The sequence below is a fragment of the Arthrobacter sp. Y3221114 genome, assembly GCF_059092625.1.
In genome coordinates this window covers 603121-621478 of sequence record NZ_JBNHHW010000001.1, presented here as the reverse complement: position 1 = coordinate 621478, position 18358 = coordinate 603121, and the positions used below count along the sequence as shown (strand labels likewise).

Sequence of the window (18358 nt, the reverse complement as noted above, 5' to 3'; positions counted from 1 at the left end):
CTTAACTCCTACGGACGACGCCGGCGCCCGGCTCCGGTGCGCGGGTTTCCCTCCATAGTCGGCGGTGACGGTGCCGGAGGAAACGGGCCCGCTTTCACAAGAGGAGCGGCGGCGGGCGTGCCGGTGGAACCGGGCCCTCGCCCGGGCATGGTGTGCCCGCCGAAGGGGGCTCCGCCGTCGTTATTTCTGCTGGAGGCAGAGCGCTTTCCCGCGCCATCACAGGCCTGATGCGCCGTCAGCGAACAGCGCGCCGTGCGGGAGGAATCGGGCAGCGGAACACGTTACTGTCCAAGTAGGTAAACGACCTTAGGGCCACCGGTGACGGTAGTGCCCGGGGAAGAAGCGAGAGGTATTTCAGCATGTCGAATGAATCCGCCACTCCGAGAATGGCTTCGGTCGATGCGGCCAGCCGCGAAGACTACATCTACAACCGCCTGCTCAAAGAGCGCATCATCTGGCTGGGCTCCGAGGTCCGCGACGAGAACGCCAACGCCATCTGCTCGCAGCTGCTGCTGCTCTCCGCGGAGGACCCGGAGAAGGACATCTACCTCTACATCAACTCGCCTGGCGGGTCGGTGACCGCCGGCATGGCCATCTACGACACCATGAAGTTCATTCCGAACGACGTGGTGACCGTGGCCACCGGCCTGGCGGCCTCCATGGGCCAGTTCCTGCTCTCCTCGGGCACGAAGGGCAAGCGCTACGCCACCCCGCACGCACGCATCCTGATGCACCAGCCGTCCGGCGGCATCGGCGGCACGGCGTCTGACATCAAGATCCAGGCCGAGCTGATCCTGCACATGAAGCAGGTCATGGCCGAGCTGACCGCGGAGCAGACCGGCCAGTCGGTGGAGCAGATCCTGATCGACAACGACCGCGACAAGTGGTTCACGGCCGAGGAAGGCCTGGCCTACGGCTTCTTCGACAAGATTTCGGCCCACGCCGGCGGCGTTTCCGGCGGCGGCGGGACCCAAAGCGGCTCCGCCTCCCAGGATTCCTGAGCCCACGCGCCACCGACCCGAATACAAGCAGGAGAATCTCATGGACTACAACTTCGGTGCCGCTGCCGGCGGTTTCGCCGCCAACATGCCGCAGAACCGCTATGTGCTGCCCCAGTTCGAGGAGCGCACGCCCTACGGCTTCAAGCGCCAGGACCCCTACACCAAGCTGTTCGAGGACCGCATCATCTTCCTGGGCGTCCAGGTCGACGATGCCTCCGCCGACGACGTTATGGCCCAGCTGCTGGTCCTTGAGTCGACCGACCCGGACCGCGACATCACCATCTACATCAACTCGCCCGGCGGGTCGTTCACCGCGATGACCGCGATCTACGACACCATGCAGTACATCCGTCCGGAGATCCAGACCGTGTGCCTGGGCCAGGCGGCCAGCGCCGCGGCGGTGCTGCTGGCAGCGGGGACGCCGGGCAAGCGGCTGGCCCTGCCGAACGCCCGCGTGCTGATCCACCAGCCGGCGCTGGGCGGCGGCGAGCACGGCCAGGCCTCCGACCTGCAGATCCAGGCCGACGAGGTCATGCGGATGCGCAAGTGGCTGGAGGACGCGCTGGCGATGCATTCGGGCAAGGACGCCGCGCAGGTCAACAAGGACATCGAGCGGGACAAGATCCTCACGGCCGCGGGCGCCCTGGAATACGGGCTGATCGACCAGGTGCTCGATTCCCGCAAGATCCACAAGCCGGCGATCACCAAGTAAGTATCGTAAAATAGTGTCAATGCCTGCACTGCCCGTGGCGCGTCATACCGCACCACGGGCAGTGTTGTTACTGAAACTGTCGGCGCAGTGAATTAGAGTTGTTGTCAGCTGGCCTCGGCAGCGCAGCGCCTGCCCGGCAATAGTCGGGCGGCGCGGCTGCCGCGGCAAGCTGCCGACGTAGACCAAGTAAGGGGACGGATATGGCTCGCATAGGTGAGAGCGCTGACCTGCTCAAGTGCTCTTTCTGCGGTAAGAGCCAGAAACAGGTCCGCAAGCTGATCGCCGGCCCCGGCGTGTACATCTGCGACGAATGCATCGAGCTCTGCAACGAGATCATCGAGGAGGAGCTGGCCGAGGTGTCGGACCTGGGCAGCTTCGAACTGCCCAAGCCGCGGGAGATCTTCGACTTCCTGCAGGAATACGTGATCGGCCAGGAGCCCGCCAAGCGCGCGCTGGCAGTGGCGGTCTACAACCACTACAAGCGGATCCAGTCCGGGCATGCGCCCAAGGGAACGGCCAACCTCTCCGATGCCAGCCCGCTGGAGGACGTGGAGGTCTCCAAGTCCAACATCCTGCTGATCGGCCCCACCGGCTGCGGCAAGACCTACCTGGCCCAGACGCTGGCCCGCCGGTTGAATGTCCCGTTCGCCGTCGCGGACGCCACGGCGCTGACCGAGGCCGGCTACGTGGGCGAAGACGTGGAGAACATCCTGCTCAAGCTCATCCAGGCCGCCGATTACGACGTGAAAAAGGCCGAGCAGGGCATCATCTACATCGACGAGATCGACAAGATCTCACGCAAGAGCGAGAACCCCTCCATCACCCGCGACGTCTCAGGTGAAGGCGTCCAGCAGGCGCTGCTGAAGATCCTCGAGGGCACGGTCGCGTCCGTGCCGCCGCAGGGCGGCCGGAAGCATCCGCACCAGGAATTCATCCAGATCGACACCACGAACGTGCTGTTCATCGTCGCCGGCGCCTTCGCCGGGCTGGAGGAGATCATCGGTTCGCGGGCAGGCCGCAAGGGCATCGGCTTCGGCGCCCCGCTCAAGGACGCGGCGGGGGAGAAAGACAGCTACGGCGAGGTCATGCCCGAAGACCTGCTGAAGTTTGGCCTGATCCCGGAGTTCATCGGCCGCCTGCCGGTGATCACCACTGTGTCCAACCTGGACCGGCCGGCACTGATCAAGATCCTGACCGAACCGAAGAACGCCCTGCTGCGCCAGTACCAGAAGATGTTCCAGTTGGACGGCGTGGAGCTGAGCTTCGAGCAGGAGGCGCTGGAGGCCGTGGCGGACCTCGCGCTGGAACGGGGCACCGGGGCCCGCGGGCTGCGTGCGATCATCGAAGAGACGCTGCAGCCGGTCATGTTCGACCTGCCCAGCCGCGAGGACATCGCCTCCGTCGTGATCACCGCGGACGTGGTGCTGAACAAGGCGGAACCGGCGCTGATCTCCCACGACGTGGTCGCCAAGCGCCGGAACAAGTCGGCCTGACACTGCACTGTTCCGGACCACCGGACGATCGATCGAGGACCAGACAAGGGGACACACTATGGCCCGGACCGCCGGAAGCGCAGAGCTGCTCACCTGCTCGTTTTGCGGAAAGAGCCAAAAGCAGGTGAAGAAGCTCATCGCCGGCGGCGGCGTGTACATTTGCGACGAATGCGTCGGGCTGTGCAACGAACTGCTGGAGGAAGAATTCGGCGCCGGTGCTGCCTCCGAACTGCTGGAGCTGCCCAAACCCCGTGAGATCTTCGGCTTCCTGCAGGAGTACGTGATCGGCCAGGAACCGGCCAAGCGTGCACTGGCGGTGGCGGTGTACAACCACTACAAGCGCATCCGCTCCGGCCACGCTGCCCCGGGCAACGCCGGCCTGACTGCCGCCGGCGGGCTCCAGGACGTGGAAATCGCCAAATCCAATGTCCTGCTCATCGGCCCCACCGGTTGCGGCAAGACCTACTTGGCCCAGACGCTGGCCCGCCAGCTGAATGTGCCGTTCGCGGTGGCGGACGCCACGTCGCTGACCGAAGCCGGCTATGTGGGCGAGGATGTGGAGAACATCCTGCTCAAGCTGATCCAGGCAGCCGGGAACGACATCAAGAAGGCCGAGCAGGGCATCATCTACATCGACGAGATCGACAAGGTGACCCGCAAGAGCGACGGCCCCTCGATCACCCGCGACGTCTCCGGTGAGGGCGTGCAGCAGGCCCTGCTGAAGATCCTGGAAGGGACCGTGGCTTCGGTGCCGCCGCAGGGCGGACGGAAGAACCCGCAGCAGGAGTTCCTCCAGATCGACACCACCAACATCCTCTTCATCGTCGCCGGCGCCTTCGCCGGTCTGGAAGAAATCATCGGCTCCCGGGCCGGACGCAAGGGCATCGGCTTCGGCGCCCCGCTCAAGGACGTCGTCGCCCAGCAGGACAACTACGGCGAAGTCATGCCCGAAGACCTGCTCAAGTTCGGGCTGATCCCCGAATTCATTGGCCGCCTGCCGGTGATCACCACCGTGGCCGAACTCGACAAGCCCGCGCTGATCCGTATTCTCACGGAGCCGAAGAATGCGCTGATCCGCCAGTACCAGAAGATGTTCCAGCTGGATGGCGTGGAGCTGGCCTTCGAGCAGGACGCACTGGAAGCGGTGGCCGACCTGGCCCTGGAACGCGGCACCGGCGCGCGTGGCCTGCGGGCGATCATGGAGGAAACGCTGCAACCGATCATGTTCGACCTGCCCGGCCGCGATGACATCGCCACCGCCGTGATTACCGCGGAGACGGTCCTGGCCGGGGCGGACCCCACCCTCATCCCGCACGACGTCGAGGCCATCCGCCGCCGCGATTCCGCCTGACCGTCCCCGTATCCGGGCGCCGCTGCACGGTACCTGCCGCATCGGCGCCTGCCGCGTCGGCGGAACAAAACCGCCGGCGGGGCGGTTACCCACAACAGTACGTATAACCAGTCCTTCTGAAGGAGCTTTTGCCGTATGTCTGAAAGCGCTGCACCGTCGACCGTTGATTTCTGGTTCGATCCGGCCTGTCCGTTCGCCTGGATCACCTCCCGCTGGATGCTGGAGGTGGAGAAGGTCCGCGACGTCAAGGTCGACTGGCATGTGATGAGCCTGGCCGTGCTCAACGACGGCCGCGACGAGCTGCCGGAGGAGTACAAGGAGTTCCTGAAGAAGGCCTGGGGCCCGGTCCGCGTGATCATCGCCGCCCGGGAACTGCACGGCGACGCCTACGTGGGGAAGCTCTACGACGCCATGGGCACTCGCATCCACAACGAGGGCAACAAGGACTATGAGTCCGTGACGGCCGCCGCGCTGGAAGAAGTCGGCCTGCCCGCCGATCTTGCTCGTTTCGCCACCTCCGACGAATATGACGAGCAGCTGCGCGCCAGCCACGAAGAAGGCATCTCCAAGGTGGGCGACGAGGTCGGTACCCCCGTCGTGGCCTTCAACGGCACGGCCTTCTTCGGCCCGGTGCTGACCCGCATCCCGCGCGGCGAAACCGCCGGAAAGATCTTCGACGGCGCCGTGGCGCTGGCCGACTTCCCGTACTTCTACGAGATCAAGCGCTCCCGGACGACCAGCCCCGAGTTCGACTGATCGGTATGGGTCCGGCCGGGCGCCTCATGCGGAGGTCGTCCGCGGGACCCGTAACGCCGCCGGCCGGCACGCCGTGGTTGCGGAAAACAATTTCGCAAAACTATGGCGTGTCGGCTTGCGCAGGAGTATAAATATCTATACGCATCCCCCAAAAGATGCGGGACCGAACACCAAAGATTCAGTGACAAGTAGTGGACAAGTTCCACAAACTGCCAGCCTGTGACGAGGCTCGGAAGACCTGAAGATCGGCGGAGTTCGCGAGACCCAAAGCGTCACCTTTGGATCAAAGAGTCGAAGCCCCACCAACGGCTAAACGCTGATGGGGCTTCCCCTCGTTAACGGGCCGGAACCGGTTGCCGAACGGCCTGGTACCGGCTAGCGAACGGCCTAAGGCCTGCTACACGGCCGGCCGGAAACCGCGGCTACTCGGCCGGGGCCTCGGCGGCCGCCAGCTCGACCTTTGCGACCGTCAGTTCACCCTCGGCCTCGCTCAGCAGGATCTCGCGGGCATTGCCGGCGGCCTTCAGGTCACCGAGCCCGGCCTCAAGCTGGGCCACCTGGGCGGCCGACCCGGTGATGGTCGCGGTGAGGACCTCGGTGCGCTGCTTGACCTTGGCCTCCGACTTCGCCTTGCGGATGCCGCCCAGCGCCTGGCCGACCGTTCCGAGCAGCCCCGTGTCGGCGGCGGAGGCAGTCGGGGCGAGCCCCGCCGTCGTCGGCCATTCGGCGCGGTGCACCGAACCGGCACGCCACCAGCTCCAGACCTCTTCGGTGGCGAAGGGCAGGAACGGTGCGAACAGACGCAGCAGGGCATCCAGCGTGGTGGCCAGGGTGGCCAGGACCGAGGCTTGCTCCGCCTCGCCCGAGGCACCGTAGGCACGGTCCTTGATCAGCTCGACGTAGTCGTCGGTGAAGGACCAGAAGAAGCTTTCGGTGACCTGCAGGGCGCGGGCATGGTCGTACTTCTCGAACGCGGCCGTCGCGGTCTCCACCACCTCGGCCAGCTGGCCCAGCAGCGACTTGTCCAACGGATTGGTGACCACGGCGTCGTCGTCTGCAAGCACCGAAGCCTCGGTGGCGCCCAGGTTCAGCACGAACTTGGAGGCGTTCAGCAGCTTGATGGCCAGGCGGCGGCCGATCTTCATCTGCGCGACCTCGTAGGCGGTGTCCGCGCCCAGCTTCGCGGAAGCCGCCCAGTAGCGCACCGCGTCCGCGCCGAACTGGTCCAGCACGTCGGTGGGGACCACCACGTTGCCCTTGGACTTGGACATCTTCTTGCGGTCAGGGTCCAGGATCCAGCCGGAGAGCGCCGCGTGCTTCCACGGCGCGCAACTGTTCAGCGCGTCGCCGCGCACCACGGTGGAGAACAGCCAGGTGCGGATGATGTCGTGGCCCTGCGGCCGCAGGTCGAACGGGAAGACGTTGTTAAAGAACGACTCGTCCCGGCTCCACTTGCCCACGATCTGCGGCGACAGCGACGAGGTGGCCCAGGTGTCGAGCACATCGGCGTCGCCGATGAAGCCGCCGGGCTGGTTGCGCTGCGACTCCTCGTAGCCCGGGGCAGGGTCCGCGGCCGGGTCCACCGGCAGCATTTCGTCGGAGGGCACCACCGGGTTGTCGTAGTCGGGATTGCCGGAGGCATCCAGCGGGTACCAGACCGGGATCGGCACGCCGAAGAAGCGCTGGCGGGAAATGAGCCAGTCGCCGTTGAGGCCTTCGATCCAGTTCTCGTAGCGCGAGCGCATGAACGCCGGGTGGAACTCGATCTCCCGGCCCCGGCTGATCAGCCGTTCCCGCCGGTCCGCGTCCCGGCCGCCGTTGCGGATGTACCACTGCCGTGAGGTGACGACCTCCAGCGGCTTGTCGCCCTTTTCGTAGAAGTTGACCGGGTGGGTCATCTTCTGCGGCTCGCCGTCCAGTTGACCGGCCTCGGACAGCAGCTCCACGATCTTCTCCTTGGCGGAGAAGACGGTCTTGCCGGCCAGCTCGGCGTAGTTCGCCTTGCCTTCCTCGGTGGTGATCCACTCCGGAGTGTCGGCCAGGATGCGGCCGTCGCGGCCCACGATGGAGCGGGTGGGCAGCTGCAGCTCCCGCCACCACGTCACGTCGGTCAGGTCGCCGAAGGTGCAGACCATGGCAATGCCGGCGCCCTTGTCGGGTTTGGCCAGCGGGTGCGCCTTGACCTCCACCTCCACGCCGAACAGCGGGGACTTCACGGTGGTGCCGAACAGCTTCTGGTAGCGCTCGTCGTCGGGGTTGGCCACCAATGCCACGCAGGCGGGCAGCAGCTCGGGACGGGTGGTCTCGATGTGGACCTTTTCGCCGTCGGCGGTTTCGAAGGCGTAGCGGTAGTAGGCGCCGGGCATCTCCCGGTCCTCGAGCTCGGCCTGCGCCACGGCGGTGCGGAACGTGACATCCCAGAGCGTGGGTGCTTCGGCCATGTAGGCGTCGCCGGAGTTCAGGTTGGCCAGGAAGGCGCGCTGGGAAACGGAGCGGGACACGTCGTCGATGGTCCGGTAGGTCAGTTCCCAGTCCACGGACAGGCCCAGGGTGCTGAAGAGGTTCTCGAAGACCTTCTCGTCCTCCACAGCCAGGGTCTCGCAGAGCTCGATGAAGTTCCGGCGCGAGACGACGTCGAAATCGCGCTGGTTTTTCGCGGGCGTGGCCGGCGGCTGGTAGTCCGGGTCATATGCCACCGACGGGTCGCAGCGGACGCCGTAGTAGTTCTGCACCCGGCGCTCGGTGGGCAGGCCGTTGTCGTCCCAGCCCATGGGATAGAACACGTTCTTGCCGCGCATCCGCTGGTAGCGGGCCAGCACATCGGTCTGGGTGTAGGAGAACATGTGTCCCACATGCAGCGAGCCCGAAGCCGTCGGCGGGGGAGTGTCGATCGAGTAGACCTGCTCCCGCGTGGTCTCGGGATTGAACTTGTAGGTCCCCTCCTCGCGCCAGCGCCGGGTCAGGGCGTCCTCAAGGCCTTCGAGGGCGGGCTTGTCGGGAACGTTAACGGTAACGGGCGTGTCTGTGCCCGGGGTATGTTCTGCCATGCTGGCCATTCTTTCATGCCGGGCACGGAATGAAGATTCTGCACGACGGCGGTGCAGCACCCCGTTGCCCCGGCCGCCCGAGAGCCGGGCAGGGGCCCGGCCTACCCGCCAAGGCGCGCGATGCGTAGGATGCGGCCATGGCGAACGTTCACATCAAGCGCGTCTACGAACCCGCGGACGACGGCGACGGCTACCGGGTGTTGGTGGACCGGATCTGGCCGCGGGGCATCAAGAAGGACGGCGCCGGTGTGGACCTCTGGCTGAAAGAGGCGGGAACCTCGGCCGAGCTGCGCAAGGAGTTCAGCCACCGGCCGGAGAAATTTGATGCTTTTACCGTGGCGTACCGGAAGGAGTTGGACGGTTCCGAGGCGCTGAAGCGTCTGGTGGAACTCGCCTGCGAGCATCCAAAGCTTTGCCTTCTCTACGGCGCCAAGGATGAGACGCACAATCAGGCGGCTGTGCTGCGGGACTTGATCCTGGAAGAACTTGGCGGGGAATCCGGCTGACATGCCGCGGCGGATGGGGAGTTGCCTGGTGTCGGCGGCCCGCGAGTGCGGGTGACTCGAGCCGGGAGCCGTGGCACATGGCGCGGTGCCGTCCTGGCCCTGGTGGGCGCGGCGCTTCTGGGCGGTTCCATAGCGGGCTGCGGGATTTTCCCCGGGCTCGTTGCACCGCCGTGTCTCCCGCCGGAGTACTCGGTGAGCCCTGCGGAGGCGATCTCAGGGCAGGCTGTAACGGTGTCAGCGCCGGACGCCGACTGTGACCCGCGCTACGGCAGTGACGCCCAGATAGAAGTGATCGTGACAGATGCTTCCGGTGCAGAAGTCGTTCACGAAACCGCTCCGATGAACGACGGCGGCGGCTTCACCTATACATTTACGGTCCCCTCCAAGGGGGCGGCCGGCAATGCCTCGGTGACGGCGCTGCCTTGCAACGTCGACTGGTGCGATGACACCGGCCGGAACAACCGGGTCGCGACCGTCGCCGTCGTCCAACTGGAAAGGGCCGCCTGCGCGATCCCCGTGAAGCCGCTCACCATCACGCGCTGAAACGCGACAGAGCGACCGACACCGCGAAACGCGACCAAACCAGCCAGCCCGGCATTGCCTCAGTACCGCTGCCTCCGGCCGGTACGCTGTGATTCATGACCAGGCGCGCAATAGTCACCGGAGCAAGTTCGGGTATCGGGGCAGCCACCGTGCGGGCGCTGCGGAACACCGGGTGGGACGTCGTGGCAGTCGCCCGCCGCGCCGACCGGCTGACCGCCCTCGCCCAGGAGACCGGCGCCGTCGCCGTGCCCGCGGACGTGACGGACCAGGCTTCAGTGGACCGGCTCGCAACGACGGTCTTGGCCGACGGCGGGATCGACGCGCTGGTGAACATCGCCGGTGGCGCCTTTGGGGTGGATTCCATAGCCGAAGGAAAGCCGGCCGATTGGCAGAAGATGTACGAGGTCAACGTCCTCGGCTCGCTGCGGATGATCCAGGCGTTTCTTCCGGCCCTGCGCGACAACGGTGAAGGCTCGGTCGTGCTGCTGACGTCGACGGCCGGGCTGGTGGCGTACGGAGGCGGCGGAGGCTACGTGGCCGCCAAGTTCGCCCAGCACTCGGTGGCTGGCACCCTGCGCCTGGAAGAAGCGGAACACAACGTGCGCGTGATCGACATCCTCCCGGGCCTGGTGCAGACGGAGGAGTTCTCGCTGAACCGGCTCGGGGGTGACCGGCAGGCGGCCGACAACGTCTACGCCGGTGTGGAGAAACCGCTGCTGGCCCAGGACGTCGCCGACGTCGTGGCCTACTCGCTCAACCTGCCGCATCACATAAACCTAGACCAGATCGTCATGCGTCCGGTGGCACAGGCCGCCGCCCACAAATTGATCCGGAAGTAATAAGAGCGGGAACGATAAACCCTCTCTCGTTCTCCAGAAGCGCGGCTTGTCCTCTAACCATGCCGACCCTCCCTCCACAGGCGTGCAGCGGCCGGCAGTTTTGCACTTACGTCGAAGATCCGTTCTACCCGTGATGCGCGGTGCGTAGCGTTGAAGAATGGCAGCGGAACCGTTGGACGAGGCACAGGAGCCGGAGGAACAATCCGGCATTCCTGCCCTGCCCGACGGCGGTGTCCCCGCCCGTGAGTTGTGGGCGGAGGATTGGCAGGAGTTGGGTCCGGCGGAACTGGCCGGTCTGCTCACCGGAACGGATCCGGGAACCTTGGACGACTGGTCAGCCTTGGAGTACCTCAAAGCGGTCCGCAAGCATGAGGCGTGGACCCAGTCGCGGCGGTTGCGAGCCGTGCACCGCATGGCGCTGCTGCGCCCGGCCACCGGAGCCGATGCCGGGGCGCCGGACGGGATTTCCCGCCACGCCGCCGCCGAACTCGCACCTATTCTGGCAGTGCGTCGCGAGCGGGCCGCTGCCGAACTGGCCGACGCGCAACAGATCGGCACGTACCTGCCCACCACCCTCGCTGCCCTGGACGCTGGAGAAATTGATATGTCCAGGGCCGTGGCGATTGCCAGGAAAGGCATGGACCTGACGCCGACCGTCATGGCCGACTATGAGGCCAAGGTCGTTCCCGGCGCCGGGACCATCACGCTGGAATCCGTTCAGGCCCGTGCCCGCACCGCCCGCGACCGGCTGCACCCCGAACCCCTCGAAACCCGGCACCGGGCCGCGATGGAACACCGGACCGTGCAGTACCAGCCCCAGGACGATGGAATGGCCGAACTCTACATCCGCACGTCGGCGGAGAAGGCCATGCTGGCCTACAACCTGATGCAGGCCCACGCCAGGAAACTGCAGACCGTCGACGAGACCCGCTCCCTCGGCCAGCTCCGCGCCGATGTCTTCACCGACATGCTCCTGCGCTACCCCGACCACGCCTTTCAGCCCGGGGCCACGGTCCAAGGGAGCGGCACCGCTGCCGCAACGGCATTGGCAGAGGCGACCGCCGAACCAGCCGCCAGACAGGCAATGTGCGGGCCGTGCATCTGCGGGGCCGGGAACGTCACCGCGTCCGTCGCTGTGACTGCGCCCCTTGCAACCTTGCTGCGGCTCTCCGAAGAACCCGGTGAACTCACTGGCTACGGGCCCATCCCGCCGGGCATAACCCGCGACCTTGCGGCGCTGGCCAAGTCCTGGCTGATCGTGCTCACCGACGACTACGGCAAGGCAGCCGCCGCCGCGAAAGACCTGCGCCACCCGCCCGAATGGCTCAAACGCTTCGTCCGGCTGCGCGACCGCCACTGCCGCGACTACGGCTGCACCGTCCCCGCCGACCACTGCGACATTGACCACACCATCGCCTGGGAAGACGGCGGCAAAACCGTCCTCGAAAACCTCAGTGCCAGATGCAGACCCGGGCACAAAACCAAACACCACGGCGGCACTGCCGTCACCCAGGACCCCGACGGGACGCTGCGCTTCATCACCCGCTCCGGCCACACCCACAGCACCACCCCCGATGACGGTTGGTCACTCACCGACCCGACAATACCCAGAAGCCGAAACGCCGCCGCTGCCGACGGGCATGAAGCAGCCGCCACGGACGCCGGGAACGGACATGAAGCCGCCGCCGTGAACGGACATGAAGCTGCCGCTGCGGACGGACACAAAGCCGCCGCCGCGGACGGGCATGAAGCTGCCACCGGGAATGGACAGGAAGCCGCCGCGAACGCGCAGGAAGCCGGGGAGGAGAACATGCAAGAGAACCGGGAAGAACAGGGACCCCCGGATGACAGCCCGCCACCCTTCTGAGGACGGCACAGCAGCACCCGTCTGGGCCCAGACGTTCGGGCCAGACGTTGGCGTTGATTGGAGGCCTGACGTCGCTTCACGAGTGAGCGGCAGGTGGTGCACGGACGCGTTGGCCACCCACCGGACGAACAAACGGTCCGGGAACGATGCCGGCTTTTCGCCGCGTTTCGACAGCCGCGCCGCCGTGGCCGTAAACTTGAGTCATCAGCACTGACCCGGCCATCACCGGTGAGCTTCCGGAAGAACAGCGCAGGCCAACATCCTGGGCCCAGTAGAACCGGACGGGTATGCCCGTCACAGCAGCGAATGAGTGGCTGTCCCTTTGCGCCGGTTCCGGCGCATCAGGCCAGCAAGTGAGGTGGTACCGCGGGTTCCGCCCCGGCAGCACGGTGTGGCTTTCCAGCCGCACCGGAGGCACCGGAGCAGGACACGTCCTCGCAGAAGTACCCACACTTGCCGAGCTGTCTTTTCAGGATGACGAACATGCCACAGATCTATCCCAAGGCTTCCACCGCCGGCGCTGCCGCTGCCGAGAGCTCGCCTAAGTTCCCCGAGATCGAGGAGCTGGTGCTCAAATACTGGCAGCAGGACGATACCTTCCAGGCCTCCGTCGATGCCCGCGATGCCGGCAGCGACGGCAGCAACGAGTTCGTCTTCTACGACGGCCCGCCCTTCGCCAACGGCCTGCCGCACTACGGCCACCTGCTCACCGGATACGTGAAGGACCTGGTGGCCCGTTACCAGACGCAGCGCGGCCACAAGGTGGAGCGCCGCTTCGGCTGGGACACGCACGGGCTGCCGGCCGAGCTGGAAGCCATGAAGCAGCTGGGCATGACGGACAAGCAGCAGATCCTGTCCATGGGCATCGACAAGTTCAATGACGCCTGCCGCACCTCTGTGATGAAGTACGCCGACGAATGGCAGGAATACGTCACCCGCCAGGCACGTTGGGTGGATTTCGAGAACGACTACAAGACGCTCAACGTCGAGTACATGGAGTCGGTCCTCTGGGCCTTCAAGCAGCTGCACGAGAAGGGACTGACCTACCAGGGCTTCCGCGTGCTGCCTTACTGCTGGCGGGACGAGACGCCGCTGTCCAACCACGAGCTGCGGATGGACGACGACGTCTACAAGATGCGCCAGGACCAGACGGTCACGGTCACCTTCCCGATCCGCGCCGACGGGTCGGACAACGCGCTGGCGGCGGAGCTTGCCGGCGTCAATGCCCTCGCCTGGACGACCACGCCGTGGACGCTGCCCACCAACGCAGCCCTCGCCGTCGGGCCGGAGATCAGTTATGCGGTGCTGCCGGCCGGCCCCAACGGGACGCAGGCCGCGGGGGAGAAGTTCCTGGTGGCGGAGGACCTGCTCGGCTCCTACGCCAAGGACCTGGGGTACGACGACGCGGCTGCCGCCACCGATGCGGTGTCGGCCCGGTACCTGGGCTCCCAGCTGGCCGGGCTTCGCTACGAGCCGCTCTGGGACTACTACGCCGACGCCGGGAAGTGGGGCACCGGGAACGCCTGGCAGATCGTCGTGGCCGACTACGTGACCACCACCGACGGCACGGGCCTGGTCCACCAGGCGCCGGCGTTCGGCGAAGACGACCAGAAGGTCTGCGAAGACAACGGCATCCCCGTGATCGTCTCCGTGGACGAGGGCGCCAAGTTCCTGCCCTACTTCGCCGAGGGCCCGCTGGCCGAGATCGCCGGTGTGCAGGTGTTCGAGGCGAACAAGCCGATCACCCGCGTGCTGAAGGCCGAAGGCCGGCTGGTCCGCCAGGCCAGCTACGAGCACAGCTACCCGCATTGCTGGCGCTGCCGCACGCCGCTGATCTACCGCGCCATCTCCTCCTGGTACGTGGAGGTGACCAAGTTCAAGGACCGGATGGTCGAGCTGAACCAGCAGATCAACTGGATCCCGGAAAACGTGAAGGACGGCCAGTTCGGCAAGTGGCTGGAGAACGCCCGCGACTGGTCCATCAGCCGCAACCGCTTCTGGGGTTCGCCCATCCCGGTGTGGGAATCGGACAACCCGGAGTACCCGCGCCGCGAGGTGTACGGCTCGCTGGCCGAACTGGAGGAAGCCTTCGGCACCCTGCCGCGCAACCACGACGGCGAGGTCGACCTGCACCGCCCGTTCATCGATGAGCTCGTCCGGCCCAACCCGGACGACCCGACCGGCCAATCCATGATGCGCCGCGTGGAGGACGTGCTGGACGTCTGGTTCGACTCCGGTTCGATGCCTTACGCCCAGGTGCACTACCCGATGGAGAACAAGGACTGGTTCGACAGCCACAACCCGGCTGACTTCATCGTCGAATACATCGGCCAGACCCGTGGCTGGTTCTACACCATGCACGTGCTCGCCACCGCGCTGTTCGACCGCCCGGCCTTCCGCAACGTGATCAGCCACGGCATTGTGCTCGGCTCCGACGGGCAGAAGATGTCCAAGAGCCTGCGCAATTACCCGGACGTGTCCGAGGTCCTGGACCGCGACGGCTCCGACGCCATGCGCTGGTTCCTGATGGCCTCCCCGATCCTGCGCGGCGGCAACCTGATCGTCACCGAACAGGGCATCCGCGACGGCGTCCGCCAGGTGATGCTGCCGCTGTGGAACGTCTGGCATTTCTTCAAGCTCTACACCAACTCCGCGAACAACGGGGCGGGCCATGAGGCCGTCTCCGTGCTCGGCGACACCGACCGGATCAAGGCCATGGAGTCCCTGGACCAGTTCATCCTGGCCAACACCGGGGACCTCGTCCGCGACATGACGGCGGCCCTGGACGCCTACGACGTCTCCGGCGCCTGCGACGCGCTGCGCGACTACCTGGACACGCTGACCAACTGGTACATCCGCCGTTCCCGCCAGCGGTTCTTCGACGAGGACCGCGACGCGTTCGACGTGCTCTACACGGCGCTGGAGGCGGTGTGCCGCGTGGCCGCACCGCTGCTGCCGCTGGTCACCGAGGAGATCTGGCGCGGGCTGACCGGCGGGCGTTCGGTCCACCTGACCGACCTGCCCGACGCCGGCGCGTTCCCACAGCTGGCCGAACTGGTGGAGCTGATGGACACCACCCGGCAGATCTGCTCGTCCGGCTCGAGCCTGCGCAAGGCCGCGAACCTGCGCGTACGGCTGCCGCTGGCCTCGCTGACCGTGGTGGTTCCGGGCGCCGAACGGCTCTCCGGCCAGTACGCCGTGATGATCCAGGACGAGCTGAACATCAAGTCCGTCCGGCTGATCGACGCCGCCGACGCCGCCCCGGAAGAGTTCGGCATCTCGCAGCGGCTGGTGGTCAACGCCCGTGCCGCCGGCCCACGGCTGGGCAAGAACGTGCAGCAGGCCATCAAGGCCGCCAAGTCCGGTGACTGGTCAGTGGACGACGCCGGTGTCGTCACCGCCGGGGGACTGCTGCTGGAACCGTCGGAGTACTCACTGGAAACCGTCGTGGCCGGGGACGCAGCGGCCGGCGCCGCCGTCACCATGCTCCCCGGCGGCGGGTTCCTGGTGCTGGATACCGCCGTGACCGCCGAACTGGAGGCCGAGGGCGTGGCCCGCGACTACGTCCGCGCCATCCAGCAGGCACGCAAGGACGCCGGCCTGGTGGTCAGCGACCGCATCCGCACCACGGTGACGGCGGACCAGTCCGTCCTGGACGCGCTGACCCTGCACCAGGGGCTGGTCTCGCAGGAAACCCTCACCGTGGACCTCGTCCTGGTGGCCGGGGACGGCGACGCCGTGTCCGTGGAAAAAGCCGGATCCTGAAGGGGCACCAAACCATGAGTGATGAATTCGGCGTCGAGAGCGTCTACGCGGAACTGCTGGGCCGCGCCCCGGAAAACAAGATGGAACCACGCATGGAACCGCTGTTCCGGGCGATGGACATCCTGGGCGAACCCAACAAGGCCTTCGCCAGCATCCACCTGACCGGCACGAACGGGAAGACGTCCACGGCCCGGATCATCGAGGCCGGGCTGCGGGCGCACGGTCTGCGGACCGGGCGTTACACCAGCCCGCACCTGTCCAAGGTGACCGAACGGATCAGCATCGACGGCGAGCCCGTCGCGGACGAGACGTTCGTGCGGGTCTGGGACGAAATCCGGCCCTACCTGGAGATCGTCGACCAGGAACTGAACGCGGAGGGCGCGCCGCGGCTGACCTACTTCGAGTGCGTGACCATCCTGGCCATCGCCATCTTCGCCGACGAGCCGGTGGAGGTGGCGGTGATCGAGGTCGGCCTGGGCGGCATCACCGACGCCACGAACGTGGTGGACGGCCAGGTCTCGGTGATCACCCCGATCTCGCTGGACCACACCGACCTCCTCGGCGACACCACCGAGGATATAGCGCGGGAAAAGGCCGGCATCATCAAGCGCGGCGGATACCTGGTCAGCGCGGCCCAGCCACTGGACGCCGCCCAGGTGCTGCTGGAGCAGGCGCGGGACCTTCAGGTGCCCTTCCGCTTCGAAGGCGTCGAGTTCGGCGTCGAGTCCCGCAAGGTCGCCGTCGGCGGCCAGCAGCTGACGATCAACGGGTTGGCAGGGCGCTACCAGGACCTGATGCTGCCCCTGCACGGCGCGCACCAGGCCCAGAATGCCGCGGTCGCCGTGGCCGCGCTGGAAGCGTTCCTCGGCGGCGGCGAAAAGGAGCTCAACGTGGAAGTCCTGCGCGAGGCGTTCCTTGAAGTGACCTCGCCCGGCCGGCTGGAAGTGGTCCGCACCGCGCCGACCATCATCGTGGATGCAGCCCACAACCCGGACGGGATGAAGGCCAGTGCGCAGGCCATCCTGGAGGCGTTCCACTTCAGCAAGCTCATCCCGGTGGTCGGCGTGCTGCAGGAGAAGGACTCCGTCGGCCTGCTGGAACAGCTGCGCGAGCAGCTTAGCGACCTCACCGACGAAATCTGCGTCACCGAGTCCAACTCCCCGCGGGCCATTCCCGCCGAGCAACTGGCCGAGGATGCCATGGCCGCCGGGTTCCCCGAGAACGCAGTGCACATCGCACCCCGGCTGGACGATGCCATCGAATGGGCCGTCGGCCGGGCCGAAGCCGACAACGACCTCGCCGGCGGCGTGCTGATCACCGGGTCCATCACCCTGGTCGCCGACGCCCGCATCCTGCTAGGAAAGTAACAAGATCCATGGCCAAACTGACCAAAGCCCAGCGCGAGTGGCGTCCGGACATGCCGAAGAAGCGGCGCTCGATCAAGACGATGTTCGCCTCCACCGTGTTGTTGCTGGAAGCCTTCGTCGCCTTTTTCGCCACGCTGGTGGTGTTCGGGCTCTACCGGGACGACGTGCCGCCGGCGCTGATCCTCGGCCTGGGGATCGGCTTGAGCGTCCTGCTGGTGCTCTGCTGTGCACTGCTGCGCCGCCCGGCCGGCTACGCCATCGGCTGGGCGATGCAGGTGCTCCTGATTGCCACCGGCATCGTGGAACCGGTGATGTTCGTCGTCAGCGTGCTCTTCGCCCTGTCCTGGTGGTACGCCGTGCGCACGGGCGGCCGGCTGGACCGCGAGAACGCGCAGCGCGACGCCGAACAGGCGGAATGGGAACGACTGCATGGCCCGGAGGCAGGCACCGCGGACGACGCCGGCACCGCTGACGACGCCGGGCGCTGACGAGGCCGGCACCGTGGACGACGCCGGGCGCTGACAGGTCGGCACCGCGGACGACGCCGGGCGCTGACCTGCGCTGCGCGCGCGTCCCGTAGGATTGAACGGGGTTTTCGGAGCTAATAGTGAAGCGAATGAGGAGAAATTGTGAGCGTTGAACGCACACTGGTACTGGTCAAGCCCGACGGCGTATCCCGCGGTCTCACCGGCAGCATCCTGGCCCGCATCGAGGCCAAGGGCTACACGCTGGTCGAACTGAAGCTGGTCAACGCCACCCGCGAACTGCTGGAACAGCACTACGAAGAGCACGTCGGCAAGCCGTTCTATGAGCCGCTGGTCGAGTTCATGCTCTCCGGCCCGGTCGCCGCCGCCGTGTTCGAGGGGCATCGGGTGATCGAGGGCTTCCGGTCGCTGGCCGGCACCACCGACCCCACTACCGCCGCCCCCGGGACGATCCGCGGCGACTTCGGCCGCGACTGGGGCGTGAAGGTGCAGCAAAACCTCGTGCACGGTTCCGACTCGCCCGAGTCCGCCGCGCGCGAAATCGGGATCTGGTTCTCCTAGCCGCTAAAAGCCGGCAGAGGCCGCGGCCCCGGGCGGGGACGCGGCCTCTGGTGTATCCGGGTCAG

General features: G+C 66.6%; 14 protein-coding genes. 13 read left to right on the top strand and 1 reads right to left on the bottom strand.

The genetic code is table 11. The features are described 5' to 3' along the window. Nucleotides 1–386 precede the first annotated feature (386 nt). The 5 genes from AC5RV3_RS02855 (at nucleotide 387) to AC5RV3_RS02835 (ending at nucleotide 5313) form a co-directional block, all read left to right on the top strand. Complete coding sequence (locus tag AC5RV3_RS02855) at nucleotides 387–1001, top strand: ATP-dependent Clp protease proteolytic subunit (RefSeq protein WP_493987525.1); 615 nt, start codon at nucleotides 387–389, stop codon at nucleotides 999–1001. 40 nt (nucleotides 1002–1041) lie between these two features. Further along, entirely contained in the window at nucleotides 1042–1713 is a 672-nt protein-coding gene (locus AC5RV3_RS02850; protein WP_493977440.1) for an ATP-dependent Clp protease proteolytic subunit, read from the top strand. A 200-nt stretch (nucleotides 1714–1913) separates the two neighbouring features. Beyond that, on the top strand, nucleotides 1914–3206 hold the full coding sequence (gene clpX / locus AC5RV3_RS02845) for an ATP-dependent Clp protease ATP-binding subunit ClpX (protein ID WP_493977441.1): 1293 nt from the start codon (nucleotides 1914–1916) through the stop codon (nucleotides 3204–3206). 58 nt (nucleotides 3207–3264) lie between these two features. Next, a complete protein-coding gene (gene clpX / locus AC5RV3_RS02840; protein ID WP_494113658.1) occupies nucleotides 3265–4557 on the top strand; it encodes an ATP-dependent Clp protease ATP-binding subunit ClpX in 1293 nt (430 codons plus the stop codon). Nucleotides 4558–4692: 135 nt separating this feature from the next. After that, on the top strand, nucleotides 4693–5313 hold the full coding sequence (locus tag AC5RV3_RS02835) for a mycothiol-dependent nitroreductase Rv2466c family protein (protein ID WP_494120819.1): 621 nt from the start codon (nucleotides 4693–4695) through the stop codon (nucleotides 5311–5313). A gap of 422 nt (nucleotides 5314–5735) precedes the next feature. Here AC5RV3_RS02835 and valS read toward each other — a convergent pair whose 3' ends face one another. Beyond that, nucleotides 5736–8360 (bottom strand): valine--tRNA ligase, encoded by a 2625-nt coding sequence (gene valS, locus AC5RV3_RS02830; RefSeq protein ID WP_494120818.1) that lies wholly within the window; start codon nucleotides 8358–8360, stop codon nucleotides 5736–5738. Between the two features lie 137 nt (nucleotides 8361–8497). Between valS and AC5RV3_RS02825 the strand changes: the two genes are divergently transcribed. From AC5RV3_RS02825 to ndk, 8 genes are all read left to right on the top strand, one after another. Next, nucleotides 8498–8866 carry a DUF488 domain-containing protein gene (locus AC5RV3_RS02825; RefSeq protein ID WP_494120817.1) on the top strand — a complete coding sequence of 123 codons (369 nt, stop codon included), beginning with the start codon at nucleotides 8498–8500 and terminating at the stop codon, nucleotides 8864–8866. 231 nt (nucleotides 8867–9097) lie between these two features. Then, on the top strand, nucleotides 9098–9409 hold the full coding sequence (locus AC5RV3_RS02820; RefSeq protein ID WP_494120816.1) for a hypothetical protein: 312 nt from the start codon (nucleotides 9098–9100) through the stop codon (nucleotides 9407–9409). Between the two features lie 95 nt (nucleotides 9410–9504). Continuing rightward, nucleotides 9505–10248 carry an SDR family oxidoreductase gene (locus tag AC5RV3_RS02815; protein ID WP_494120815.1) on the top strand — a complete coding sequence of 248 codons (744 nt, stop codon included), beginning with the start codon at nucleotides 9505–9507 and terminating at the stop codon, nucleotides 10246–10248. Nucleotides 10249–10405: 157 nt separating this feature from the next. Beyond that, nucleotides 10406–12115 carry an HNH endonuclease gene (locus AC5RV3_RS02810; protein WP_494120814.1) on the top strand — a complete coding sequence of 570 codons (1710 nt, stop codon included), beginning with the start codon at nucleotides 10406–10408 and terminating at the stop codon, nucleotides 12113–12115. Between the two features lie 474 nt (nucleotides 12116–12589). Next, nucleotides 12590–15880, top strand: coding sequence for an isoleucine--tRNA ligase (gene ileS / locus AC5RV3_RS02805; RefSeq protein WP_494120813.1), 3291 nt, complete (start codon nucleotides 12590–12592; stop codon nucleotides 15878–15880). A 14-nt stretch (nucleotides 15881–15894) separates the two neighbouring features. Beyond that, nucleotides 15895–17247 carry a bifunctional folylpolyglutamate synthase/dihydrofolate synthase gene (locus AC5RV3_RS02800; RefSeq protein WP_494120812.1) on the top strand — a complete coding sequence of 451 codons (1353 nt, stop codon included), beginning with the start codon at nucleotides 15895–15897 and terminating at the stop codon, nucleotides 17245–17247. A gap of 8 nt (nucleotides 17248–17255) precedes the next feature. Next, the gene (locus AC5RV3_RS02795) at nucleotides 17256–17735 is read left to right on the top strand and encodes a DUF4233 domain-containing protein (RefSeq protein WP_494120811.1); all 480 of its coding nucleotides are present in this window, start codon (nucleotides 17256–17258) and stop codon (nucleotides 17733–17735) included. Between the two features lie 141 nt (nucleotides 17736–17876). Then, nucleotides 17877–18293: a nucleoside-diphosphate kinase gene (gene ndk / locus AC5RV3_RS02790; protein WP_493977451.1), complete on the top strand. Its 417-nt coding sequence runs from the start codon at nucleotides 17877–17879 to the stop codon at nucleotides 18291–18293. Nucleotides 18294–18358: the final 65 nt, after the last annotated feature.

Excerpts from the sequence above, each read along its gene's own strand:
- AC5RV3_RS02855 (WP_493987525.1), top strand. The coding sequence starts at position 387 with ATGGCTTCGGTCGATGCGGCCAGCCGCGAAGACTACATCTACAACCGC.
- AC5RV3_RS02850 (WP_493977440.1), top strand. The coding sequence starts at position 1,042 with ATGGACTACAACTTCGGTGCCGCTGCCGGCGGTTTCGCCGCCAACATG.
- clpX (WP_493977441.1), top strand. The coding sequence starts at position 1,914 with ATGGCTCGCATAGGTGAGAGCGCTGACCTGCTCAAGTGCTCTTTCTGC.
- clpX (WP_494113658.1), top strand. The coding sequence starts at position 3,265 with ATGGCCCGGACCGCCGGAAGCGCAGAGCTGCTCACCTGCTCGTTTTGC.
- AC5RV3_RS02835 (WP_494120819.1), top strand. The coding sequence starts at position 4,693 with ATGTCTGAAAGCGCTGCACCGTCGACCGTTGATTTCTGGTTCGATCCG.
- valS (WP_494120818.1), bottom strand. The coding sequence starts at position 8,360 with ATGGCAGAACATACCCCGGGCACAGACACGCCCGTTACCGTTAACGTT.
- AC5RV3_RS02825 (WP_494120817.1), top strand. The coding sequence starts at position 8,498 with ATGGCGAACGTTCACATCAAGCGCGTCTACGAACCCGCGGACGACGGC.
- AC5RV3_RS02815 (WP_494120815.1), top strand. The coding sequence starts at position 9,505 with ATGACCAGGCGCGCAATAGTCACCGGAGCAAGTTCGGGTATCGGGGCA.
- AC5RV3_RS02810 (WP_494120814.1), top strand. The coding sequence starts at position 10,406 with ATGGCAGCGGAACCGTTGGACGAGGCACAGGAGCCGGAGGAACAATCC.
- ileS (WP_494120813.1), top strand. The coding sequence starts at position 12,590 with ATGACGAACATGCCACAGATCTATCCCAAGGCTTCCACCGCCGGCGCT.
- AC5RV3_RS02800 (WP_494120812.1), top strand. The coding sequence starts at position 15,895 with ATGAGTGATGAATTCGGCGTCGAGAGCGTCTACGCGGAACTGCTGGGC.
- AC5RV3_RS02795 (WP_494120811.1), top strand. The coding sequence starts at position 17,256 with ATGGCCAAACTGACCAAAGCCCAGCGCGAGTGGCGTCCGGACATGCCG.